The organism is Streptomyces sp. NPDC059994, from assembly GCF_042737755.1.
Taxonomy (GTDB): Bacteria; Actinomycetota; Actinomycetes; order Streptomycetales; family Streptomycetaceae; genus Streptomyces.
Genome location: NZ_JBHWUR010000008.1, coordinates 58,963 through 80,777, shown reverse-complemented (window position 1 = coordinate 80,777; position 21,815 = coordinate 58,963). Strand labels below are relative to the sequence as shown.

The 21,815-nt window shown below is 70.1% G+C and carries 18 protein-coding genes and 1 riboswitch; of the genes, 8 read left to right on the top strand and 10 right to left on the bottom strand.

Annotated features, from left to right (window positions below; genetic code table 11):
• Positions 1 to 90: 90 nt before the first annotated feature.
• The 4 genes from cydD to hisC all read right to left on the bottom strand — a co-directional run bounded on the left by cydD (position 91) and on the right by hisC (position 7,721).
• Positions 91 to 3,648, bottom strand: coding sequence for a thiol reductant ABC exporter subunit CydD (cydD, locus tag ACFWA7_RS07255; protein ID WP_385821515.1), 3,558 nt, complete (start codon positions 3,646 to 3,648; stop codon positions 91 to 93).
• 78 nt (positions 3,649 to 3,726) lie between these two features.
• Entirely contained in the window at positions 3,727 to 4,728 is a 1,002-nt protein-coding gene (gene cydB / locus ACFWA7_RS07250) for a cytochrome d ubiquinol oxidase subunit II (RefSeq protein WP_385821513.1), read from the bottom strand.
• A gap of 18 nt (positions 4,729 to 4,746) precedes the next feature.
• On the bottom strand, positions 4,747 to 6,255 hold the full coding sequence (locus ACFWA7_RS07245; RefSeq protein ID WP_385821511.1) for a cytochrome ubiquinol oxidase subunit I: 1,509 nt from the start codon (positions 6,253 to 6,255) through the stop codon (positions 4,747 to 4,749).
• A gap of 386 nt (positions 6,256 to 6,641) precedes the next feature.
• On the bottom strand, positions 6,642 to 7,721 hold the full coding sequence (gene hisC / locus ACFWA7_RS07240; protein ID WP_385536207.1) for a histidinol-phosphate transaminase: 1,080 nt from the start codon (positions 7,719 to 7,721) through the stop codon (positions 6,642 to 6,644).
• Between the two features lie 404 nt (positions 7,722 to 8,125).
• Here hisC and ACFWA7_RS07235 point away from each other — a divergent pair, with 404 nt between their 5' ends.
• The 3 genes from ACFWA7_RS07235 (at position 8,126) to ACFWA7_RS07225 (ending at position 11,647) form a co-directional block, all read left to right on the top strand.
• Positions 8,126 to 9,301 carry a LacI family DNA-binding transcriptional regulator gene (locus ACFWA7_RS07235; protein WP_385536205.1) on the top strand — a complete coding sequence of 392 codons (1,176 nt, stop codon included), beginning with the start codon at positions 8,126 to 8,128 and terminating at the stop codon, positions 9,299 to 9,301.
• 161 nt (positions 9,302 to 9,462) lie between these two features.
• Positions 9,463 to 10,629 (top strand): metallophosphoesterase, encoded by a 1,167-nt coding sequence (locus ACFWA7_RS07230; RefSeq protein ID WP_385821574.1) that lies wholly within the window; start codon positions 9,463 to 9,465, stop codon positions 10,627 to 10,629.
• Between the two features lie 172 nt (positions 10,630 to 10,801).
• On the top strand, positions 10,802 to 11,647 hold the full coding sequence (locus ACFWA7_RS07225) for a hypothetical protein (protein ID WP_385536203.1): 846 nt from the start codon (positions 10,802 to 10,804) through the stop codon (positions 11,645 to 11,647).
• Between the two features lie 146 nt (positions 11,648 to 11,793).
• Here the strand turns inward: ACFWA7_RS07225 and thiC are convergent, their stop codons facing one another.
• Complete coding sequence (thiC, locus tag ACFWA7_RS07220; protein ID WP_385821509.1) at positions 11,794 to 13,572, bottom strand: phosphomethylpyrimidine synthase ThiC; 1,779 nt, start codon at positions 13,570 to 13,572, stop codon at positions 11,794 to 11,796.
• A riboswitch (TPP riboswitch) is annotated at positions 13,565 to 13,699 on the bottom strand. Its footprint overlaps the gene before it by 8 nt.
• Before the next feature lie 70 nt (positions 13,700 to 13,769).
• On the opposite strand from thiC, the gene ACFWA7_RS07215 reads away from it, so the two are divergent.
• A complete protein-coding gene (locus ACFWA7_RS07215) occupies positions 13,770 to 15,104 on the top strand; it encodes a YibE/F family protein (protein ID WP_385536199.1) in 1,335 nt (444 codons plus the stop codon).
• 7 nt (positions 15,105 to 15,111) lie between these two features.
• Here the strand turns inward: ACFWA7_RS07215 and ACFWA7_RS07210 are convergent, their stop codons facing one another.
• The 4 genes from ACFWA7_RS07210 to ACFWA7_RS07195 all read right to left on the bottom strand — a co-directional run bounded on the left by ACFWA7_RS07210 (position 15,112) and on the right by ACFWA7_RS07195 (position 17,293).
• Complete coding sequence (locus ACFWA7_RS07210) at positions 15,112 to 15,549, bottom strand: SsgA family sporulation/cell division regulator (RefSeq protein ID WP_385821507.1); 438 nt, start codon at positions 15,547 to 15,549, stop codon at positions 15,112 to 15,114.
• A gap of 96 nt (positions 15,550 to 15,645) precedes the next feature.
• On the bottom strand, positions 15,646 to 16,416 hold the full coding sequence (locus ACFWA7_RS07205) for an IclR family transcriptional regulator (RefSeq protein ID WP_385536195.1): 771 nt from the start codon (positions 16,414 to 16,416) through the stop codon (positions 15,646 to 15,648).
• Positions 16,417 to 16,604: 188 nt separating this feature from the next.
• Positions 16,605 to 16,823, bottom strand: coding sequence for a DUF5326 family protein (locus ACFWA7_RS07200; RefSeq protein ID WP_385536193.1), 219 nt, complete (start codon positions 16,821 to 16,823; stop codon positions 16,605 to 16,607).
• 152 nt (positions 16,824 to 16,975) lie between these two features.
• A complete protein-coding gene (locus ACFWA7_RS07195; protein WP_385536192.1) occupies positions 16,976 to 17,293 on the bottom strand; it encodes a cupin domain-containing protein in 318 nt (105 codons plus the stop codon).
• Positions 17,294 to 17,343: 50 nt separating this feature from the next.
• On the opposite strand from ACFWA7_RS07195, the gene ACFWA7_RS07190 reads away from it, so the two are divergent.
• The 4 genes from ACFWA7_RS07190 (at position 17,344) to ACFWA7_RS07175 (ending at position 20,497) form a co-directional block, all read left to right on the top strand.
• Positions 17,344 to 17,724, top strand: coding sequence for a phage holin family protein (locus ACFWA7_RS07190; RefSeq protein WP_385536190.1), 381 nt, complete (start codon positions 17,344 to 17,346; stop codon positions 17,722 to 17,724).
• Positions 17,725 to 17,735: 11 nt separating this feature from the next.
• Positions 17,736 to 18,890: a cystathionine gamma-lyase gene (locus ACFWA7_RS07185; protein ID WP_385821505.1), complete on the top strand. Its 1,155-nt coding sequence runs from the start codon at positions 17,736 to 17,738 to the stop codon at positions 18,888 to 18,890.
• A gap of 188 nt (positions 18,891 to 19,078) precedes the next feature.
• Entirely contained in the window at positions 19,079 to 19,975 is an 897-nt protein-coding gene (locus ACFWA7_RS07180) for a LysR family transcriptional regulator (protein ID WP_385536186.1), read from the top strand.
• 39 nt (positions 19,976 to 20,014) lie between these two features.
• A complete protein-coding gene (locus ACFWA7_RS07175; RefSeq protein WP_101389186.1) occupies positions 20,015 to 20,497 on the top strand; it encodes an NUDIX domain-containing protein in 483 nt (160 codons plus the stop codon).
• A gap of 58 nt (positions 20,498 to 20,555) precedes the next feature.
• On the opposite strand, the gene ACFWA7_RS07170 is transcribed toward ACFWA7_RS07175, so the two are convergent.
• Positions 20,556 to 21,785 carry a globin domain-containing protein gene (locus tag ACFWA7_RS07170; protein ID WP_385536278.1) on the bottom strand — a complete coding sequence of 410 codons (1,230 nt, stop codon included), beginning with the start codon at positions 21,783 to 21,785 and terminating at the stop codon, positions 20,556 to 20,558.
• Positions 21,786 to 21,815 lie beyond the last annotated feature (30 nt).

Here is a 21,815-nt window from a genome sequence, read left to right as displayed (position 1 = left end):
CCTCGAAGGGCCAGGGCGCAGACGGGAAGGCCGGGCGGGGATCGCGACAGCCGGGGCCCCGCAGAGCGGAGCCCCGGCACGGAACCCGCCTCAAGCCGGGCGGGCCGGCTGGAGGAGGTCGCTGTCACGCTCACGCTCCAGCATCCGCCGCAGCTCCCCGTCGACCAAGGCGAGTTCGTCGTACGTCCCGCGCTGCACGACCCGGCCCTCGGCCAGCACCACCACCTCGTCCACAGCGTCCAGGCCACGCAGCCGGTGGGTGATCAGCACGGTCGTCCGGCCCTCCGTCACTCGCAGCAGATCCGCCGTGAGCGCGTCGGCCGTCGCCAGGTCCAGATGTTCGGCGGGCTCGTCCAGGACCAGTACCGGGAAGTCGGCCAGGATCGCTCGGGCCAGCGCGAGCCGCTGGCGCTGGCCGCCCGAGAGCCGGGCGCCGTGCTCCCCGACGAGGGTGTCGAGGCCGTCGGGCAGCCCGTCCACCCAGTCGAGCAGCCGGGCCGCGGCCAACGCGTCCCGCAGCGCGTCCTCGTCCGCGCCGGTACGGGCCAGCCGCAGGTTCTCTCGTACGGAGCTGTCGAAGATGTGGGCGTCCTGGGCACAGAGCCCCACGAGGCGGCGGACGTCATCGCCCGCAAGCCCCGCCGCGTCCTTCCCGCCGATCCGGTACGTGCCCTCGCGCGCGTCCAGGAAGCGCAGCAACACCTGGGCGAGGGTGGTCTTGCCGGACCCGGAGGTCCCGACGACGGCGACGCGCCGGCCCGGGGTGAGCGTCAGCGTGAAGTCACTCAGCGCGTCCCGGCTCTGCCCGTCGTAGCGGGCGGCAAGCCCCCGCACCTCCAGGGGGAAGGGCGACGCGGGTGCGGTGGCCGGGTGCTCCGGCTCCCGTACCGGCACGGGTGCGTCGAGCACCTCGTACACCCGCTCGGCGCTGCGCCTGACCCGCTGGCGGGCCTGTACGGCGAGCGGCAGCCCGTTGACGGCCTCGAAGGCGGCGAGCGGCACCAGGACCACTACGGCGAGCCGTACCCCGTCCAGGCGCCCGTCGGCGACCGCCTGAACCCCTACGAGGGCGGCGGCTGCCACGGTCAGTCCGCAGGTCAGCGCGGAGAGGCCACCGCCGAGCGCGGTGGCGGCAGCGGCCCGCGACGCGATCCGCGTGAGCGCCGAGTCGGCGTCCTTCGCCTCCCGGCTACGGCGGCCGAGCGCGCCCGCCACCGTCAACTCGCCCGTTCCGGTGAGCAGATCGGCCACCCGGGTGGCCAGCAGACCGCGCGCGGGCGCCAGTTGGCGCTCGGCCCGACGTGCGCACGCGCCGCTGACCATCGGCACGGCCACCCCGGCGACCAGCAGCCCGATCGCGAGCACCGCCCCGGCCTCGGGCAGCAGCCAGGCGGTGAACCCGGCACCGGCCGCCGAGACCACCACGGCGGTGGCGGCGGGCAGCGCCCAGCGCAGCCAGTAGTCCTGGAGTTCGTCCACATCCGAGACCAGGCGGGACAGCAGATCGCCGCGCCGGGTGGAGAGCAGCCCGGCCGGGGCGATCCTCTCCAGCCTGCGGTACACCGCGACGCGCACCTCGGCGAGCATCCGCAGCACCGCGTCGTGGGACACCAGCCGCTCGGCGTACCGGAACACGGCCCGCCCGATGCCGAACGCCCGGGTCGCCGTCACGGCCACCATCAGATACAGCACCGGCGGCTGCTCGGCGGCCCGCGAGATGAGCCACCCGGACACGGCCATCAGCCCCACGGCCGACCCGAGCGCCAGCGCCCCCAGCACCAACGCCAGGGCGAGGCGCCCGCGCAGCCCCCCGGCCGCCCCGCGCACCCGCGCGAGCACGTCCTGGGAGGTGGCGTGCCCGTCCGAAGCAGAAGCCAATGCAGAAGCCACGGCCGGAGCTGAAGCCAGGGCCTGAGCCGGTACGGGAACGTCAGTACGGGAAGTCATCGCGGCACCCGCTTCGCCGACCCCGTACACCGCCTCCCGCGCCACCGCCCCGCCGTCCCCGCCCCCGGCCGGCCGCAGCTCCACCACCCGGTCCGCGACCGCGAGCAGGGCGGGGCGGTGGACCACCAGCAGTACGGTGCGGCCCGCCGACAGCCTCCGTACCGCGTCGACGATGCCCGCTTCGGTCGCCCCGTCCAGCGCCGCCGTGGGCTCGTCGAGCAGCAGGACCGGCCGGTCCGCGAGGAACGCCCGCGCCAGCGCGAGCCGTTGGCGCTGACCGGCGGAGAGCCCGGCGCCGTCCTCCCCCAGTTCGGTCCCAAGCCCCTCGGGCAGCGCCGTCACGAACTCCAGGGCGCCCGCGTCCCGCAGGGCGTCCCGTACCGCCGTGTCGTCCGCGTCCGGCCGTGCGAGGCGTACGTTCTCCGCGATCGTCCCGGCGAACAGGTGCGGCCGCTGCGGCACCCAGGCGATCCGCTCGCGCCACTGCTCCAGCGAGAGCACCCCCAGATCGGTGCCGGAGATCCGCACCCGGCCCTCGTCCGGCGCCACGAACCCCAGCACCGCGCCCAGGAGCGTCGACTTCCCGACACCGCTCGGCCCGGTCAGCGCCACCGTCTCGCCCGGCTCCACCACCAGGGAGGCGGCCGCCAACGACGGTTCGGCGCGGCCTGCATGACGAATCGTCACCCCGTCGACCTCGATCCGTACGGGACCGGTCGGCACCACGCCCGTACCTCCCTCGGGCAGCGGGGTCTCCAGGACCTCGAAGATCTCCTCGGCGGCCGACAACCCCTCCGCCGCCGCGTGGTACTGCGCGCCGACCTGCCGCAGCGGCAGATACGCCTCCGGGGCGAGGACCAGGATCACCAGCCCGGTGCAGAGGTCCAGATCGCCGTGGACCAGGCGCATGCCGATGCCGACGGCGACCAGCGCCACCGACAGCGTCGCGAGGAGCTCCAGGGCGAACGACGACAGGAACGCGATCCGCAGGGTCTTCAGCGTGGCCCGGCGGTACTCCGAGGTGATCGTCCGGATCGACTCGGCCTGCGCCTTGGCCCGGCCGAACACCTTCAGCGTCGGCAGCCCGGCGACCACGTCCAGGAAGTGCCCCGACAGCCGGGAGAGGAGCCGCCACTGGCGGTCCGTCTGCGTCTGGGTGGCCCAGCCGATCAGCGCCATGAAGAGCGGGATGAGCGGCAGGGTGACGACGATGGTCGCGGCCGACACCCAGTCCTCGGTGACGATCCTGGCGAGCACCGCCACCGGCACCACCACCGCGAGCCCCAACTGCGGCAGATAGCGCGAGAAGTAGTCGTCGAGCGCATCCACCCCGCGGGTGGCCAGCGCGACCAGCGAGCCGGTCCGCTGGCCGCTGAGCCACTCGGGCCCCAGCAGGGCCGCCCGTTCGAGAAGCCGTCCCCGCAACTCCGACTTGACCGCGGCGCTCGCCCGGTGGGCGGCCAGCTCGGTCAGCCAGGACACCAGCCCCCGCCCGACCGCGACCGCCCCGAGCAGCAGCAGGGGCGCCCGCAGCCCACCGGCGCCGAGGTCGTCCTGGAACGCCCCCACCACCACTTCGGCGATGAGCATCGCCTGCGCGACGACCAGCCCCGCCCCGACCAGGCCGAGGGCGACGACGGTCGCGAGGAAGAGACGGGTGGCCCGGGCGTATCGGAGCAGTCGCGGGTCGATCGGTTTCACGTGAAACATCCCCTCGAAGGGTCAGGGGGCTACGGATCAGGGGGTGTGTTTCACGTGAAACACACCCCCCGTGCGGACTCAGTGCGTCTCGGCGATGTGCTGTGTGCCGATCCGCTTGCGGAACACCCAGTACGTCCAGCCCTGGTAGAGGAGCACCACCGGGGTCGCGATACCCGCACACCAGGTCATGATCTTCAACGTGTACGGGCTCGACGAGGCGTTGGAGACCGTGAGGTTCCACTCCTCGTGCAGCGAGGACGGCATGACGTTCGGGAAGAGCGTCAGGAAGAGCATCGCCACGGCGGCCGCGATCGTGATGCCCGACAGGGCGAACGACCAGCCTTCGCGACCGGCCTTGATCGCCCCGACTGCCCCGACCAGGGCGACGACCGCGATCACCATCGCGACCAGGCTCTTGGTGTCACCGCGCGAGACCTGCGTCCAGATCAGGAACACAAGCGCCAGTACGGCCGTGACCAGGCCCAGCTTCAGTGCCAGCGCCCGCGACCGCTCGCGGATCTCACCGACGGTCTTCAGAGAGGTGAAGACCGAGCCGTGGAAGGTGAACAGGAACAGCGTCACCAGTCCGCCGAGAATCGCGTACGCATTGAACAGGTCCCAGAAGGTGCCCACGTACTCCTTGTGCGCGTCGATCTTCACTCCGCGCACGATGTTGCCGAAGGCCACGCCCCACAGGAACGCCGGGATCAGCGAGGTCCAGAAGATGGCCTCCTCCCAGTTGCGCTGCCACTTCTCCTCGGGCCGCTTAGCCCGGTACTCGAAGGCCACACCGCGCACGATCAGACAGACCAGGATGATCAGCAGCGGCAGATAGAAGCCGGAGAAGAGCGTGGCGTACCACTCGGGGAAGGCGGCGAAGGTCGCACCGCCCGCGGTCAGCAGCCACACCTCGTTGCCGTCCCAGACGGGTCCGATCGTGTTGATCAGGACCCGCTTCTCCGTACGGTCGCGGGCCAGCAGTTTCGTGAGGATCCCGACTCCGAAGTCGAAGCCCTCCAGGAAGAAGTAGCCGGTCCACAGGACGGCGATGAGTACGAACCAGACGTCGTGGAGTTCCATGCCTCTGTCTCCTCAGCCTCAGTACGAGAAGGCCATCGGCCGGTCGGGGTCGCGGTCGTCCCCGCCGATCTTGGTGGGCGGGTTGAGGTCGGACTCGGTGAGCTCGGGCGGTCCGGCCTTGACGTACTTCGCGAGCAGCCGCACCTCGATCACCGCGAGCACGGCGTAGAGCAGGGTGAAGACGATCATCGAGGTCAGGACCTCGCCCTGCGAGACACCGGGGGAGACCGCGTCACGGGTGCGCAGCACGCCGTAGACGACCCAGGGCTGGCGGCCCATCTCGGTGAAGATCCAGCCCCAGGAGTTGGCGATCAGCGGGAAGCCGAGCGTCCAGATGGCGATGAACCAGTACCAGCCGGTCAGCCGGGTGCCGAGCACCTTGTTCCGGAAGAGGACCAGGTGCGGCACCTCGTCGTCACCGGTCCTGAGGCCGGGTGCCAGCAGGAACTTCTTGCGGGTGAGCCAGAGGCCGACGGCTCCGATGGCGAAGGACGCCATGCCGAAACCGATCATCCAGCGGAAGCCCCAGAAGGTGACCGGGATGTTGGGCCGGTAGTCGCCGGGGCCGTACTTCTGCTGCTCCTGCTTGTTCACGTCGTTGATGCCGGGAACGTACGAGGAGAAGTTGTTGTCGGCGAGGAAGGAGAGCACACCCGGGACCGAGACCTCGACGCTGTTGTGGCCCTCGGCCACGTCTCCGTAGGCGAATATCGAGAAGGGCGCCGACTTCTCGCCGTCCCACAGCGCCTCGGCCGCCGCCATCTTCATGGGCTGCTGCTTGAACATGACCTTGCCGAGCTGGTCGCCGCTGACGGCCGTGAGCAGTCCGCCCACGACGAGCGTGACCAGGCCGAGCCGGAGCGAGGTGCGCATCACCGGGATGTGCTTCTTGCGGCGCAGATGGATGGCGGAGATGCCGACCATGAACGCGCCACCGGTGAGGAAGGCCGCGGTGAGCGTGTGGAAGACGACGACCAGCGTGGTGTCCTGCGTCAGCACGTGCCAGAAGTCGGTGAGCTCCGCGCGCCCGGTGGCCTCGTTGATCTTGTAGCCGACCGGATGCTGCATCCAGGAGTTGGCGGCCAGGATGAAGTACGCGGAGAGGATGGTGCCGATCGAGACCATCCAGATGCAGGCGAGGTGGATCTTTTTCGGCAGCTTGTCCCAGCCGAAGATCCACAAGCCGATGAAGGTCGACTCGAAGAAGAAGGCGATGAGCGCCTCGAAGGCGAGCGGGGCCCCGAAGATGTCACCCACGAACCGCGAGTAGTCGGACCAGTTCATGCCGAACTGGAACTCCTGGACGATGCCGGTGACGACGCCCATCGCGATGTTGATCAGGAAGAGCTTGCCCCAGAACTTCGTCGCCTTGAGGTACTTCTGGTTCTCGGTCCGCACCCACGCGGTCTGCAGCCCGGCCGTGAGCGCGGCGAGCGAGATCGTGAGCGGCACGAAGAGGAAGTGGTAGACGGTGGTGATGCCGAACTGCCATCGCGCCAGCGTTTCCGGCGCCAGAGCCAGATTCACAACGTCATCTCCTTACATCGCCGTGATCACAGCGGCGGTTTGCCCCTCTGATCCCACTGATTCCGGGATGAAGCGGGACACGCTTGTGAACGCGTTCACATTCACAAGCATTATGTCGCACATGCTTCCGTGAGCTTCAGGGGGGGTACCTCTGTGCGGGGTCCGTATGGGGTGAGCTCCCGGGCCCCCACGAGCGCACTGCTCGCGGGGGCACTCCCGATCGTCCTCAGCGCCCGCACCTGCGGCGAGGAGGTCTACATCGGGACCCCGGCCTCCCCTGCGCCGGAGTCGGACGCGCGCGAGGGGGTGGGCCCGAGGCCGACCTGATCCGCCGGACAGGCCCTGGGCCGCGCCGTCCCGGACCGGGCTCGGGGGCCGCAGAGGCCCTAGTTCGCCTTGCGGAAGCCTTCGGCCACCTTCAGGAAGAGGTCGTTGGCCTCGGTCTCACCGATCGTGACCCGCACGCCCTCGCCCGCGAACGGCCGGACCACCACGCCCGCCGCCTCACAGGCCTGCGCGAACTCGACCGTCCGCTCGCCGAGGCGCAGCCAGACGAAGTTCGCCTGCGTCTCGGGCACGGTCCAGCCCTGGCCGACAAGGCCCTCGTACACCCGGGCGCGCTCGCCCACCAACGAGCCGACACGCCCGAGCAGTTCGTCCTCGGCGCGCAGGGAGGCAACCGCCGCGTCCTGGGCGAGCTGGCTGACGCCGAAGGGGACGGCCGTCTTGCGCAGCGCCGCCGCCACCGGCTCGTGGGCGACGGCGAAGCCGATCCGGAGTCCGGCGAGCCCGTACGCCTTGGAGAAGGTGCGCAGCACCGCGACGTTCGGGCGGTCGCGGTAGATCTCCAGCCCGTCCGGCACGTCGGCGTCGCGGACGAACTCCTTGTACGCCTCGTCCAGGACCACCAGCACGTCCGACGGCACCCGGTCGAGGAATCGTTCCAGCTCTGCCCGGCGGACCACGGTGCCGGTCGGGTTGTTCGGGTTGCAGACGAAGATCAGCCGGGTCCGGTCGGTGATCGCCTCGGCCATGGCATCCAGGTCGTGCACATCGCCCGAGGTCAGCGGCACCCTTACGGACGTCGCTCCACTGATCTGGGTGATGATCGGGTACGCCTCGAAGGAGCGCCAGGCGTAGATGACCTCGTCACCGGGGCCGGAGGTGGCCTGGAGCAGCTGCTGGGCGACACCGACCGAGCCCGTGCCGGTGGCGAGGTGGGTGAGCGGCACGCCGAAGCGGTCGGCCAGCTCGTTCATCAGACCGGTGCACGCCATGTCCGGGTAGCGGTTGAAGCTCCCGGCAGCGGTGACGACGCGCTCCATCACCCCCGGCAGCGGCGGGTACGGGTTCTCGTTGGAGGACAGCTTGTACGCGACCGGGCCGCCGGCGGCCGCGGGCCTGCCGGGCTTGTAGGTGGGGATGCCGTCCAGCTCGGCGCGCAGCTTGGGGCTCGTCTCGCTCACCGCAGGTCCTCCTCGACCGTTCCGTCCGTACGAATACTGCACACCTTATGAGGATTCGGCGCCCCTGCGAAGAGCCAAAAGACATCCTCCGGGCGCGGCCGCCCCCCACCCGCCCCGCCCCGGGAGCGTGGGCGCGCGGGAGGGGGAGCGCACCCCGTAAAAGCCGTGCGCCGGTGGCTTGCGCCGTGGCGCGCATCCCTCGTGCAGGTGAGTTGAGACCTCTTCGAAACATCGGGCATTCGGCAGCCTCCCACCGATCGACAACCGCCACCGCAACGCGAATCCGCCCAACTCCCATGCAAATCAAGGCGCTTATCCACTTATGATCATGCAGAAACGTGCCTGTCAACGCGTGCATATGCACGCGGGGCAACTGTCTCGCCTCGCCCTACTATCGGCTCGCCATGACAGCAGCAGGGAAGCACCAGGTGAGCCGGTCAACCGGTCGCCGGCTGGGGAGGGCGGGCATTCGGGACGTTGCCGCCGCCGCCGGTGTCTCCATCACGACCGTCTCCGACGCGCTCAACGGCAAGGGCCGGCTCCCCGACGCCACCCGCCGCCACGTCCGCGAGGTCGCAGACCGGCTGGGCTATCGCCCATCCGCAGCGGCCCGCACGCTCCGTACCGGCAAGTCGGGCTTGATCGGCCTGACCGTGACGACATACGGGGATGAACCTTTCACCTTCACCGAGTTCGCCTATTTCGCCGAGATGGCGAGGGCCGCGACATCCGCCGCGCTCGCGCGCGGCTACGCCCTCGTCATCCTGCCCGCCACCTCACGCCGCAGCCCCGCGGACGTCTGGTCGAACGTCGCCCTCGACGGCACCGTCGTGATCGACCCCTCCGACCAGGATCCCGTCGTCACCGAACTGGTCCGCCAGGGACTTCCGGTGGTCTCCGACGGACGTCCGGCGGGTTCGCTGCCGGTGACCGCGTGGGTCGACAACGACCACGAGGCCGCCGTACTCGAACTGCTCGACCATCTCGCAGCCGCCGGCGCCCGCCGGATCGGCCTCCTCACCGGCACCACCACCGACACCTATACCCGGCTCTCCACCGAGGCGTATCTGAGCTGGTGCGAGCGGGTCGGGCAGGACCCGGTCTACGAGTCCTACCCCGCCCACGACCCGTGCGCGGGCGCCGTCGCGGCCGACCGGCTGCTCGCCCGCCCGGACCGGCCCGACGCCGTGTACGGACTGTTCGACCCCAACGGCACCGATCTACTGGCGGCCGCCCGCAGATACGGGCTGCGGGTGCCCGAGGACCTGCTGCTCGTCTGCTGCAGCGAGTCCACCGTGTACGCGAGCACCGAACCGCCCATCACCACCCTCTCGCTCAAGCCCCGGCGCATCGGCACCGCCGTGGTCCAACTGCTCATCGACGCCATCGAAGGCATCGACCACGGTCACCCGATCGAGCAGGTGATACCGACCGAACTCATCATCCGCACGTCGTCGCAGCGCCGTTCGCCGCGTACGACGGTCAGTCCCCCGCGCTCCCCCGTCGCGGAACCCAGGGGACTCGGCCAGGACCCGAACGTGCCGGACAGGAGCCCCGAGAGCGATGCGGACAAGGACTAGACCAACACATTGGGGGACATAACAACCGGTAAACCAAGGCCGCGCCCGGATTCACCACCCCTGGTGCGTCACACAGCACGAGCCTCATTCCTATGATGGGCGCACGACACCACGGATCCCCGCCCGACCAGGGGGGTCCCACGGTGTACGGCGGCGCGACGGTGGTGGAGGGGTCGATGACTCAGGGGGCCGGTCTGGGACCCGAGCGGACGGAGACGTTGCGTGACTTCCGGGTGCCTCCGTACGCGCAGGCTCCCGCGCATTCCGCGCAGGTCCCTCCGCCGCCCCCACCCGTCGAAATGCCTCCACCGGCGCAGCCGCGCCCTCCTGTGGCAGTGCACCCGGCGGAGGCGTACCCCGCGGACATCCACCCGGGGAACGCCTTCGCCGACGACGAGCCGCCCGAGGGCTACACCCCGACGGCACGCGACCTCCCGGTGATCAACCGGGGGGACACCGTGCAGGTCCGGGTGCAGACCGACCCCGCCCCGGCGCCCCTGCCGGACGGCCTCGGGCCGCTCTACGTCGTGGGCGACGTCCACGGCTACCTCGACGAACTCCTGGCCGCGCTGCGCGAGCAGGGGCTGATCGACGTCGACGCGAACTGGGCCGCGGGCAACGCCCGCCTCTGGTTCCTCGGCGACTTCACCGACCGCGGTCCCGACGGCATCGGCGTCATCGACCTGGTGATGCGGCTGTCGGCCGAGGCCGCGGCCGCCGGCGGCTACTGCAAGGCCCTCATGGGCAACCACGAGCTGCTCCTGATCGGCGCCAAGCGTTTCGGTGACACCCCGGTCAACTCCGGTGCGGGCACCGCCACCTTCCAGGCCGCCTGGCTGCTCAACGGCGGCCAGAAGGCCGACATGGACCGCCTCCAGGACGTCCATCTGCAGTGGATGTCCCGCCTCGACGCGATCGAGCAGGAGGACGGGCATCTGCTGATGCACTCCGACACCACCGCGTACCTGGAGTACGGCGACTCCATCGAAGCCGTGAACGACACCGTGCACGCGCTGCTCACCCGCAACGACGCCGACGAATGCTGGGACCTGTTCCGGAAGTTCACCAAGCGCTTCGCCTTCCGCGACGACGGCGGCCCCCAGGCCGCCCGCGAGCTGCTCTCGGCGTACGGCGGGCAGCGAGTGGTCCACGGACACAGCCCGATTCCCTACCTCCTGGGCGAAGTGGGCACCGAAGACGGCGAGGAAGACTCCCGTCCGGTCGTGGAGGGCCCGCATGTGTACGCGGACGGCCTCGCCATCGCCATGGACGGTGGGGTGACCATGGCCGGAAAACTGCTGGTCGTGCAGTTGCCTCTGCATGACTGACGCGTAATCGGGAAAGCACCGGCTCGGGCGGCAGCAAGGTGATTTCGGAAACACCCTGTCACCCCGTGCCGTAACCGCTCTACCATCGGCTTATCCGTAGCAGGCTCTCCTCCGTTTCCGCCCGATTGCCCGTTCGTCAGGCGGGCTTTCCGGCCCTACGGAGCATCGGGGGATGCACATGAACAGCGCTCCGCACCTGCTGACCGAGGACCGCCCGGAGTTCGAGCGGATCCTCGACGACGCACTGCGCACCGCGCCCGACCGGCCCGAGCTGGCCGGCGTAGGAGTACGGCTCAACACCGAGCAGTTGCGCACCATGGTGCTCAACGCCGGTGCCCTCGTCTCGGCGGCCGCGGCGGCCGAGTACGACCACTACGTCAGGGTGCGCGAGGAGTTGCGCACGCCCTCCACCCCCGCGCTCACATCGGAACGCGGCTCGGTGATGACGCCTCCGGTGGTCGACAGCCCGGAATCCACCTCGGGTGCGGGCGTCGGCGCGGTCGTCGCGGTGCTGGCACCCGTCCTCTCCGGGACCGCCGCCGCGATCTTCCTGTTGGTGGGCTACGTCCTGAAGATGCTCAACCCCGAGCCCGCCTTCGCCGACACTTTACTGACCGCCGGCTGGTTCTTCGGAGCGCTCACCGCGGCCGCGATACTCGCCGCCGCGATCAGCCTCCTGCTCACCGCGCTCCGCAACGGCGCCACCCAGGTCGTCGCCGAGCCGGAGGAGACCGAGGTGGGCGACGAGAGAACACAGGAGGTCTCCCGGGCCCGTGACGCATGGCGCCACGCCCTGGTGGAGCGGGGCATCTACCCGTTCCTGCGTGAGGCGCTGGCCGACCCGGGCGCCGGTCCGGGCGTACCGAGGCGCCGCTCGGCGGGCCGGATACCGAGCCTCGGCTACGACCGGCCCGACTTCGACAGTCCGGGCGACTCGTCCACCGGGACCCGCCCCAGCTTCACCAGCCCGGACTTCACCAGTCCCGACTTCGGGGGCCCCGAACACCAGCCGGAGTGACCGGCTTGGGGGCGCCCGTTTCACGTGAAACCGCTGGGACCCCACCGGGAAACCACCGGCACCTTCGTTTCACGTGAAACCACGGCCGCGCATGTTTCACGTGAAACAGGGATCGCTGTTTCACGTGAAACATCGGTACGCGTACGTCACTCCGCGATCGGCAGATAGACGCGGTTGCCCGCCTCGGCGAACTCCTTGGACTTCTCCGCCATTCCGGCCTCGATGTCTCCCGCCGCCAGATCCCCGCCGTGCTCGCGCCGGATGTCCTGCGAGATCTTCATCGAGCAGAACTTCGGCCCGCACATCGAGCAGAAGTGAGCGGTCTTCGCCGGCTCGGCGGGCAGCGTCTCGTCGTGGAACTCGCGCGCGGTGTCAGGGTCGAGGGCCAGATTGAACTGGTCCTCCCAGCGGAACTCGAAGCGGGCGTCCGAGAGCGCGTCGTCCCAGTCCTGCGCGCCCGGGTGTCCCTTGGCGAGGTCGGCCGCGTGCGCCGCGATCTTGTAGGTGATGACGCCCGTCTTGACGTCGTCGCGGTTCGGCAGGCCCAGGTGCTCCTTGGGCGTGACGTAGCAGAGCATCGCGGTGCCCCACCAGGCGATCATCGCGGCACCGATGCCGGAGGTGATGTGGTCGTACGCCGGGGCGACGTCGGTGGTCAGCGGGCCGAGCGTGTAGAACGGCGCCTCTTCGCAGATCTCCTGCTGGAGGTCGATGTTCTCCTTGATCTTGTGCATCGGGACGTGTCCCGGGCCCTCGATCATCGTCTGCACGTTGTGGCGCTTGGCGATCGTGTTGAGCTCACCGAGCGTGCGCAGCTCGGCGAACTGCGCCTCGTCGTTGGCGTCCGCGATGGAGCCCGGGCGCAGACCGTCGCCCAGGGAGTACGTCACGTCGTACGCCGCGAGGATCTCGCAGAGCTCCTCGAAGTTCTCGTACAGGAACGACTCCTTGTGGTGCGCGAGGCACCAGGCGGCCATGATCGAGCCGCCGCGCGAGACGATGCCGGTCTTGCGGCGGGCGGTGAGCGGCACATACCGCAGGAGCACCCCGGCGTGGACCGTCATGTAGTCGACGCCCTGCTCGGCCTGCTCGATGACCGTGTCCTTGTAGACGTCCCAGGTCAGCTCCTCGGCGCGGCCGTCGACCTTCTCCAGCGCCTGGTAGAGCGGCACGGTGCCGATCGGGACGGGGGAGTTACGCAGCACCCACTCGCGGGTGGTGTGGATGTTGCGGCCGGTCGAGAGGTCCATGACCGTGTCGGCGCCCCAGCGGGTGGCCCAGGTCATCTTGTCGACCTCCTCCTCGATGGAGGAGGTGACGGCGGAGTTGCCGATGTTGGCGTTGACCTTCACCAGGAACCGCTTGCCGATGATCATCGGCTCGATCTCGGGGTGGTTGACGTTGGCGGGCAGCACCGCGCGCCCGGCCGCGATCTCCTCGCGCACGACCTCGGGCGAGACGTTCTCGCGGATCGCGACGTACTCCATCTCCGGGGTGACCTCGCCCCGGCGGGCGTACGCGAGCTGGGTGACGGCCTGCCCGCCACGGCCCCGGCGCGGCTGGCGCGGGCGGCCCGGGAACACCGCGTCGAGGTTCTTCAGGCCGCCGCGCGGCGAGGTGTGCTTGATGCCGTCGTCCTCGGGGCGCGCGGGGCGGCCCGCGTACTCCTCGGTGTCGCCGCGCGCGATGATCCAGTTCTCCCGGAGCGGGGCGAGTCCCCGGCGGACGTCCGTCTCGATGTTCGGGTCGGTGTACGGCCCGGACGTGTCGTACAGCGTGACGTCCTTGCCATTGGTGAGGTGAACCTGGCGGACCGGCACCCGGAGGTCGGGGCGCGAGCCCTCGACGTATCCCTTGTGCCAGCCGATGGACTTCCCGGCCCCGCTCTGATTCGAGGCAGGCGTGCGTGCGTCCTGAACGGTCATGAGACCTACTCCCTACGCCGGCATTACCCGGTAACAGGTTCGGCGGTCGGCGCAGCCGCTTCCGTACGGTTCGTACGGCTTTCAGCGCCCTCTCAGCCCGGTGCTCCGAGCTCCCGCGTGTGCAAAGGTGTCACCACGCTAGCGCCATCGCCAGCGCGCTGAACAGAGGGGCCCCGCCGTCTTGCGATGATCGGGCGGTGACGTCAGCAGAGCAGCCCCCCGAAGACGCCCACGGACACCCACACGGCCAGACCTCTGGGCACACGCACAGCCACGGTCCCGCGGCGCCCGTCTCGAAGCATCTCCGCAAGGTGATCGCCGCCGTGCTGATCCCGTTCTCGGTCGCGGTGCTCGTCGGCCTGGCCGTGCTGTGGCCCGGGGGATCCCCGTCCCACCAGCGCACCGGAGTCGGCTTCGACCGCCAGACCCAGCAGGCGAAGGTCGTCGCCCTCCAGAAGGTCGACTGCAAGTCGGTCAACGCCGGTCAGACGCCGTCGAACGGCGACACCTCAACCGCCGAGGGCCAACAGGCCGGGCGCTCACAGCGGGGCCTGTGCGCCAAGGCGACGGTCGAGGTCACCAGCGGCAAGGAGAAGGGCCGCACCTTCACCGAGATCGTCCAGCCGGACGCCCCGCGCCAACTGCACAAGGGGCAGGGCGTGATCGTCGCGTACGCCCCCGACGCCCCGCACGACCTGCAGTATTCGGTGACGGATGTGAACAGGCGGCTCCCGATGGCGCTGCTCGCGGGGATCTTCGCGCTCGCGGTCGTGGTCGTCGGCCGGCTGCGCGGGGTGATGGCGCTCGTCGCGCTGGTCGTCTCGTTCGCCGTGCTGACCCTGTTCATCCTCCCGGCGATCCTCCAGGGCTCCAATCCGCTGCTGGTCGCGGTGGTGGGTTCGAGCGCGATCATGCTGATCGCGCTGTACATGTGCCACGGCCTGTCGGCGCGCACCTCGGTCGCCGTGCTCGGCACGCTGGTCTCGCTCGTCCTGATCGGGCTGCTCGGGTCGCTCTTCATCGGCTGGGCCTCGCTGACCGGCAACACCGACGACAACACCGGCCTGATCCACGCGCTGTACCCGAACATCGACATGTCCGGTCTGCTGCTGGCCGGCGTGATCATCGGATCGCTCGGGGTGCTCGACGATGTGACGGTCACCCAGACGTCGGCGGTCTGGGAGCTCCACGAGGCCAATCCGACGATGGGCCCGCGCGGGCTGTACCGGGCAGGCATCCGGATCGGCCGCGACCACATCGCGTCGGTGGTCAACACCCTGGTCCTGGCATACGCCGGCGCGGCGCTGCCGCTGTTGCTGCTGTTCTCCATCGCGCAGAGCAGCGTGGGGACGGTGGCCAACAGCGAGTTGGTCGCCGAGGAGATCGTCCGGATGCTGGTGGGATCGATCGGCCTGGTGGCCTCGGTCCCGTTGACCACCGTACTCGCGGCGCTGGTGGTCTCGGCCGACCGACCGGCCGTCGCGGCCGGCGGGCCCGTGCGGCGCGGACGGGGCCGGCGCCGCAAGAAGTAGGCGGCGCTCAGCCCGCGTTCTGCTCCTCGGCCAGGATCCGTCCCAGCGCCTCGTCCAGATGTCCGTCGAAGTCGCCGAGCGCGCGCTCCTGTCCCAGCGGTACGAGCTTGTCGGTGCGGTCGAGGAAGGCCACCAGCGGGCCGGCCCCGGCCCGGAAGAGCGCCCGTTCGCCGCCCACCTGGAGGCGGATGTGGACGCCGCGGAGCTCCTCGGGGCAGGAGGGCGCGATGTGCACGTCCCCTTCGCCAGTGGGGGTGTTGATGCCGTCGAGCAGCAGTTCCCGCCCGAATGTCCAGGTCACGGGTTCGTCGCCGGGAAGGTGGAAGGTCATGTGGACGGCGTACGGATCGTCGCCGCGGTACGTGAGCTCCACCGGGATCCTGAAGGAGAGCTCCTCGGAGACGAGGAAGCTCATCATGACCTCTGCCAGGACCTCACGCATCATGTACCCCGCTGTAGCTGAAATGGCCAGGAATGATCCCCCCTGGCCCTCTTGACGCAATCGTGCTGGAAGCGCTAACAGATCACAAGGAGTGAGTTTTCAGATACTGATAGAGAACGCGAGGGAACTGAGGAGACGACCGACTTCGCCGCGGAGCTGCTCGATCGCCGGAATCAGGCGTTCTTGCTGGTGGAGGGGGAGGGAGATGGCCACGGTGGCGGCTCCGGAACCCGCCGTGATCGGGATGGCCGCGCAGACCGTACCCAGGGCGTACTCCTGTCGTTCGACGACGGGCTGCATACGCTCCGTAGCCGCGAGGCGGTCCAGGAGGGCCCTGCGGTCGCGTACGGAGTAGGGAGTGACCGCGCGGACAGGGTGCCGTTTCAGATGGTCCTCGCGGGCCTTCTCGTCGAGTTGGCTCAACAGGCACTGGCCGATGGCGTGCGCGTGCCCGGTCTCCCGGAAGTCGGCCCACTCCTCGACGGCCGGGGCCGAGGGCGTGTCGGCCACTCCGGCGATCTCGATCTCACCCTCGCGGTAGACCGCGAAGTAGACGGGGACCCCGATGGCGTCGCGCCACTCCGCGAGAGAGCGGCTGATCTTGGTGCGACGATTCTGCATCGCGCCGCCGTCCGCCAGCCTCTCGGCCGCCTCGCCGAAGAGGAACACACCGTTCTCCCTGCGCAGATAGCCCTCGTGGGTGAGGGTGCGCAGCAGGTGGTACGCGGTGGGAAGCGGCAGCCCGGCCTCCCGCGCCAGCTGTTTGGCAGGAGCGCCGTCCACATGGGCGCCCACGGCCTCCAGCAGGCGCAACGCCCGCTGGACCGAACCGATCAGGGTAGGGATACCGGCGTTCGCAGCCGTGGCCACAGGTCACCCCCAGGCGTGCTGACGGGCAAGGGGGCCCGCCCGAGGCAGCAGAGGTTTTCACCATAACGGCCGCCTCCGGCGCCATGAGGGGTTTGGCCTATCCGTCCCTCAGCCGGGCTAATCCTGGGTCGTTCTGTACGAGCGCTGTGCCTTTACGGGACCGCACCCGTACAAATGCGCGCTGCCGCCTACCAGTCGCCGCGCGAGGACGACGAGGACATGAACCGCCGGACGACGTAGATGAGACCGCCGACCAGGGCCACGAAGATCAGCGCCTTGAAGAGCAGTCCGAACAGGAAGCCGACCACACTGGCGATGAGACCGCCGAATACGACCAGCGCGATGACGGGCACGGCGACCCACTTCACCCACCAGGGCATCCCCGTGAATATCTCCCGTGCGGCCATCGTCCTTACCTCTTTCGTACTCGTGATTCTCCTGAAGTCTCGGGCTGCTGCCTTCGACACCCTCGATGCTAGGGGCGCGGGGGTGCCGAACGGGGGCCTCGCAGCCCTTGGTCTCCCCTGACCGGCCCCCTAGGGAATCCCGGCGGTCGCCCTCAGCTCTCGGGGGGAGAGAAGACGACCAGAACCCGCAGGTCCTCGACGATGTGGTGGAACCGGTGGGCGACCCCGGCCGGCACATGGACGACGCTGCCCCGCGCCACCTCGGTGGTCTCCAGGCCGACCGTGATGGACGCCCGGCCGCTCACCACGAAGTAGATCTCGTCCTGGGCGTGCGGCTTCTGCGGGTCGTGGTCACCCGCGTCCAGTGCGTAGAGCCCGGCCGACATGTTCCTTTCCCGCAGAAACTGCAGGTACGCGCCGTCGTTTGCGGCGCGCTCCGCCTCAAGTTCGTCAAGCCGGAATTGCTTCATCGCCGTCCGCCCCTGCTCTGATACCGATCACGTCTGCCACGATCAGACACATGAAGAATTTCGTAGTCAAGACGCTCGCCAACGCGGCGGCCCTGGCCGTGGCCATCTGGCTGGTTCAGGACATCACGCTCACCGGTGACAGCACCGGCAAGAAGGCCCTGACGCTGGTTCTGGTCGCGCTGCTCTTCGGCGTGGTGAACTTCATCGTCAAGCCGGTCGTGAAGCTCCTCTCGCTCCCGCTGTTCATCCTCACGCTCGGCCTGATCACCTTTGTGATCAACGCCCTGATGCTGCTGCTCACCTCGTGGCTGGCCGGGAAGCTCGACCTCAACTTCCATGTCGAGGGCTTCTGGACCGCGCTGCTCGGCGGCCTGATCATCTCGATCGTGTCCTGGGCGCTGAACGTCGTCCTGCCCGACGACAAGGACTGAGGGGAGCGCGGATGACCTCCGGTGTGAACCCTCCCCGGGCGCCGGGTGACGGCACCAGAGCGGTGCGGGCCGGGCTCCCGGACCCGGTGGCGTACGAACCCCCGCTGCCGGGGCCGGTGTTCGCCGCGCACTTCCACCTCCCGGGCGAGGCCGTGGGCCCCTACACCTACGGCCGGGACACCAATCCGACCTGGACCCATCTGGAGCGCGCCCTCGCCGAGCTGGAGTCCCCGGACGCGCCCGCCGAGGCGGTCGTGTTCGCCTCCGGCATGGCCGCGGTCTCGGCGGTCCTGCTCGCCCACGCGCGCGTGGGCGACGCCGTGGTCCTGCCGGACGACGGCTACCAGGCGCTGCCCCTGGTGCGCGAGCAGCTCGCCGCGTACGGAGTCGAGGTGCGCACCGCGCCGACCGCGGGCGACGCCCAGCTGGACGTTCTGGACGGCGCGGCCCTCCTGTGGATCGAGACGCCCTCCAACCCGGGCCTGGACGTCTGCGACATCCGGCGGCTGGCGCGGGCCGCCCACGACACGGGCGCGCTGGTCGCGGTCGACAACACGCTGGCGACACCGCTCGGCCAGCGCCCGCTGGAGCTCGGCGCGGACTTCGCGGTGGCCAGCGGCACCAAGGGCCTCACCGGCCACGGCGATCTGCTGCTCGGCTATGTGGTCTGCCGGGACACCGAGCTCGCCGCGCGCGTACGTAAATGGCGCAAGGTCGTCGGGGCGGTTCCCGGGCCGATGGAGGCCTGGCTGGCGCACCGCTCGCTGGCCACGCTCCAGCTGCGCGCGGACCGGCAGTCGGCGAACGCGCTGGCCGTGGCCGAGGCGCTGGCGGAGCGCCCCGAGGTGAGCGGGGTGCGCCATCCCGGGCTGCCGTCCGACCCCGCGCACCGGCAGGCGGCCTCGCAGATGCGCCGCTTCGGCTGTGTCGTCTCCTTCGACCTGCCCGACCGTGCGTACGCGGAGCGGTTTCTGGCGGCGCTGCGGCTGGTGGACGACGCCACGAGCTTCGGCGGGGTGCGCTCCACGGCCGAGCGGCGCGGCCGCTGGGGCGGTGACAAGGTCGCGGAGGGCTTCATCCGCTTCTCCGCCGGGGCCGAGGACACCGCGGACCTCGTCGCCGACGTACGGCGGGCGCTGGACGAGGCCTCGGCCGCCGGGGCATGAGACAGGCGGTCCGAGCCTCCCCCCTCATGGCTCGGACCGCCCCGGTTCCACGCGCGAAGAACCGTGCCACCAAGGCTAGTTGACTCTGTGTCAGTGTCCAATCACGGTAGCGACAGAGACCTATCGACATATTTATAGTTGTGTCCGGCCGGGGACGCTGTGAGGCAGTTCGGGACGGGAGGGCACCCATGGACCTCGCCCTGCTGCGCACGTTCGTCACGGTCCATCGCGCGGGCTCCTTCACCCGGGCCGCCGCCCTGCTCGGCCTCTCGCAGCCGGCCGTCACCAGCCAGATCCGCACTCTGGAGCGGCAGTTGGGGCGCCCGCTGTTCCTGCGCCAGGCGCGCGGGGTGACACCGACGACGGTCGGCGACGAACTGGCTCAGCGCGCCGCTCCGCATCTGGACGCGCTGGTCGAGATCGCGGAGTCCGGCTCGTACGAGGAGTCGGGTGTACGCACCCTCCATCTCGCCGGACCGCCGGAGTTCACCTCGCTGCTTGCCCTGCCCGCACTGACCTCCCTCGTCCCGCAGGGGCTCGCGCTACGGGCCTCCTTCGGCAACGCCGAGGAGACCCTGGAGGGCCTGGCCGCGGGCCACCACGACCTGGCCATCGCCACCGCCCGCCCCCGTGGCCGGCTGCTCAGCGCCACCCCGCTCTGCGACGAGGAGCACGTGCTGGTCGCCGGAGTGCGCTGGGCCTCACGGGTCGCGCCGGGGGCGCTGCGGCGCGGAGGCCCCGGCGTACTGGAGCACATTCCGGTGGTGGAGGTGCACGAGTCGCTCCCGCTCGTCTCGCGCTACTGGGCCGCGGTCTTCGACACCAAGCCGGCCGCCGCGGGCACGGTGATCGCGCCCGACCTGCGGGCGGTCCTGGAGACGGTGACGGCCGGGGCCGGGCTGGCTGTACTGCCGCGATATCTCTGCGAGGGGGCGCTGGAGCGCGGCGAACTGGTGGCCCTGCTCGACCCTCCGGTGCCCCCGCTGCGGACCTACTTCCTGGCGGTGCGCACCGGCACGCTCGCCCTGCCGCACATCGCGCGGGCGCAGGAGTGGCTGCTGCGCGCCGCGGTCGACTGGAGCTGAGAGAGTTTCGCGGGCGCCGCCACGGGCCACATTTCTCCCATGACCGTCCGACCCGTGGTCAAGCGCACCGCACGAGCCGTCCTGCTGGACGGCGATGACCTGATCCTGATCAAGCGCACCAAGCCCGGCATGGATCCCTACTGGCTCACCCCCGGCGGCGGTGTCGAGCCGGAGGACTCCACCGTCGTCGAGGCCCTGCACCGCGAGGTGCACGAGGAACTCGGCGCGAAGATCACCGATGTGGTGCCCTGCTTCGTCGACACCGTCGAGCACATCGGCGCCGACGGCGGGGCGACCGGCGTGAAGGTGCAGCACTTCTTCGTCTGCCGGCTCGACTCCATGGACGAATCCCTGCGGCACGGCCCCGAAGTGGACGAGCCGTGCGGCGAGTACGAGATCGTACGGATCCCGTTCACCCGCGTCGGCATCGCCTCCGTCCACCTCGTACCGCTGTCGCTGCGGCACTACCTCGACGGCAACATCGAGGGCGTCCGCGCGATGCACGCGCCCGACCTGGGCTGATCCCCCACCGGGTGCGCGGCCCTCGGCCATGCGCCGCGCCTCGGCCGTGCGCCGCGCCTCAGTCGTTCGCCGCGACGAGCTCCTCGACGGAGTCGTGCCGGATGCGGTCGGAGGGGATCCCGATGTCCCGCAGAGTGGTCACGCCGCTGCGGATCATCCCCGGTGGCCCGGACACATAGGCGTCGTACGAGTTCCACGGCCCGTACTCGCGCACCGCCTCCGGGAGCCGCCCGCCGAGCCCCCGGCCCGGCCCTCCCGAGATCACCGGCCGCACCGACAGCCAGGAGTGCGCCTGCTGCATCCGCAGCAGGGTGTCGATGTCGTAGAGGTCGTGGTTGCTGCGGGCGCCGTAGAAGACCTCGACGGGCCGCCGCTCGCCGTACCGGGCGACGTCCTCGACCAGCGCCTTGATGGGCGCTATGCCGGTGCCGCCGCCCAGACAGAGCAGGCCGTTGTCGGTGGTGTGGTCGACCACCATCGACCCGGCGGGCGGCCCCAGGCGCAGGGTGTCCCCGGGGCGGGCGCGGTGGACCAGCGCGCCGGAGACCCAGCCGGCGGGCACCGCCTTGACGTGCAGCGACAGCAACCCGTCTGCGCGGGGCGCCGAGGCCAGTGAGTAGTGCCGCCAGATCCGCGGCCACCAGGGTGTCTCCAGCGTCGTGTACTGCCCGGCCAGAAAGGGGTACGGCTGGTCCGGGCGGAGAGTCACCACCGCGATGTCCGGGGTCCTCAGATCGTGCGAGACGACCTCGGCGTACCACCAGGCGGGCCGCCTCAGCTCGTCATCGTCGGCCGCGTCGATCATGATCTGCGACATCGTCGTGTACGCCCGGACCCAGGCGGCCTGGGTCGCCTCGTCCCAGGTCTTCACGGCGTACCGGACCAGCGCCCCGATCAGCGCCTCTCCGACGGCCGGATAGTGCTCGGGCCGGGTGCCGTACTTACGGTGGCCCCGGCCCAGCTGGCGAAGATATTCAGTGAGTGTGGCGGTGTTCTCCAGATGCTCGGCGGCCGTGAGCAGCGCCTTGAGCAACCGGTCCCGCTGGGTGTCCATCGCTGCCGGAAAGAGCGTGCGCAGCTCTGGATCGCCTATGAAGAGCAGTGCGTAGAAATACGACGTGACCTTGTCCGCTAAAGGTGCGATCTCCGCGAGTGTGCGGCGTATCAGCACAGCGTCGGTCGACGTGTTGGTCGGAGCGTTCATCCCTTGTCTCGCCTCGAACCTCTGGCCGCAGTTACCGACGTCCGGGAGTCCCGTCCCTCCCGTACCGGAGCATGTCAGCTTCAGTGAGGCCGCGGGGACAAATAGCAGGAATCC

Bases quoted from the DNA above. Each gene is read 5' to 3' on its own strand.
- cydB (WP_385821513.1), bottom strand. From the start codon at position 4,728: ATGGAACTCCACGACGTCTGGTTCGTACTCATCGCCGTCCTGTGGACC.
- ACFWA7_RS07235 (WP_385536205.1), top strand. From the start codon at position 8,126: ATGACAGCAGCAGGGAAGCACCAGGTGAGCCGGTCAACCGGTCGCCGG.
- ACFWA7_RS07225 (WP_385536203.1), top strand. From the start codon at position 10,802: ATGCACATGAACAGCGCTCCGCACCTGCTGACCGAGGACCGCCCGGAG.
- thiC (WP_385821509.1), bottom strand. From the start codon at position 13,572: ATGACCGTTCAGGACGCACGCACGCCTGCCTCGAATCAGAGCGGGGCC.
- ACFWA7_RS07210 (WP_385821507.1), bottom strand. From the start codon at position 15,549: ATGATGCGTGAGGTCCTGGCAGAGGTCATGATGAGCTTCCTCGTCTCC.
- ACFWA7_RS07200 (WP_385536193.1), bottom strand. From the start codon at position 16,823: ATGGCCGCACGGGAGATATTCACGGGGATGCCCTGGTGGGTGAAGTGG.
- ACFWA7_RS07195 (WP_385536192.1), bottom strand. From the start codon at position 17,293: ATGAAGCAATTCCGGCTTGACGAACTTGAGGCGGAGCGCGCCGCAAAC.
- ACFWA7_RS07190 (WP_385536190.1), top strand. From the start codon at position 17,344: ATGAAGAATTTCGTAGTCAAGACGCTCGCCAACGCGGCGGCCCTGGCC.
- ACFWA7_RS07185 (WP_385821505.1), top strand. From the start codon at position 17,736: ATGACCTCCGGTGTGAACCCTCCCCGGGCGCCGGGTGACGGCACCAGA.
- ACFWA7_RS07180 (WP_385536186.1), top strand. From the start codon at position 19,079: ATGGACCTCGCCCTGCTGCGCACGTTCGTCACGGTCCATCGCGCGGGC.
- ACFWA7_RS07175 (WP_101389186.1), top strand. From the start codon at position 20,015: ATGACCGTCCGACCCGTGGTCAAGCGCACCGCACGAGCCGTCCTGCTG.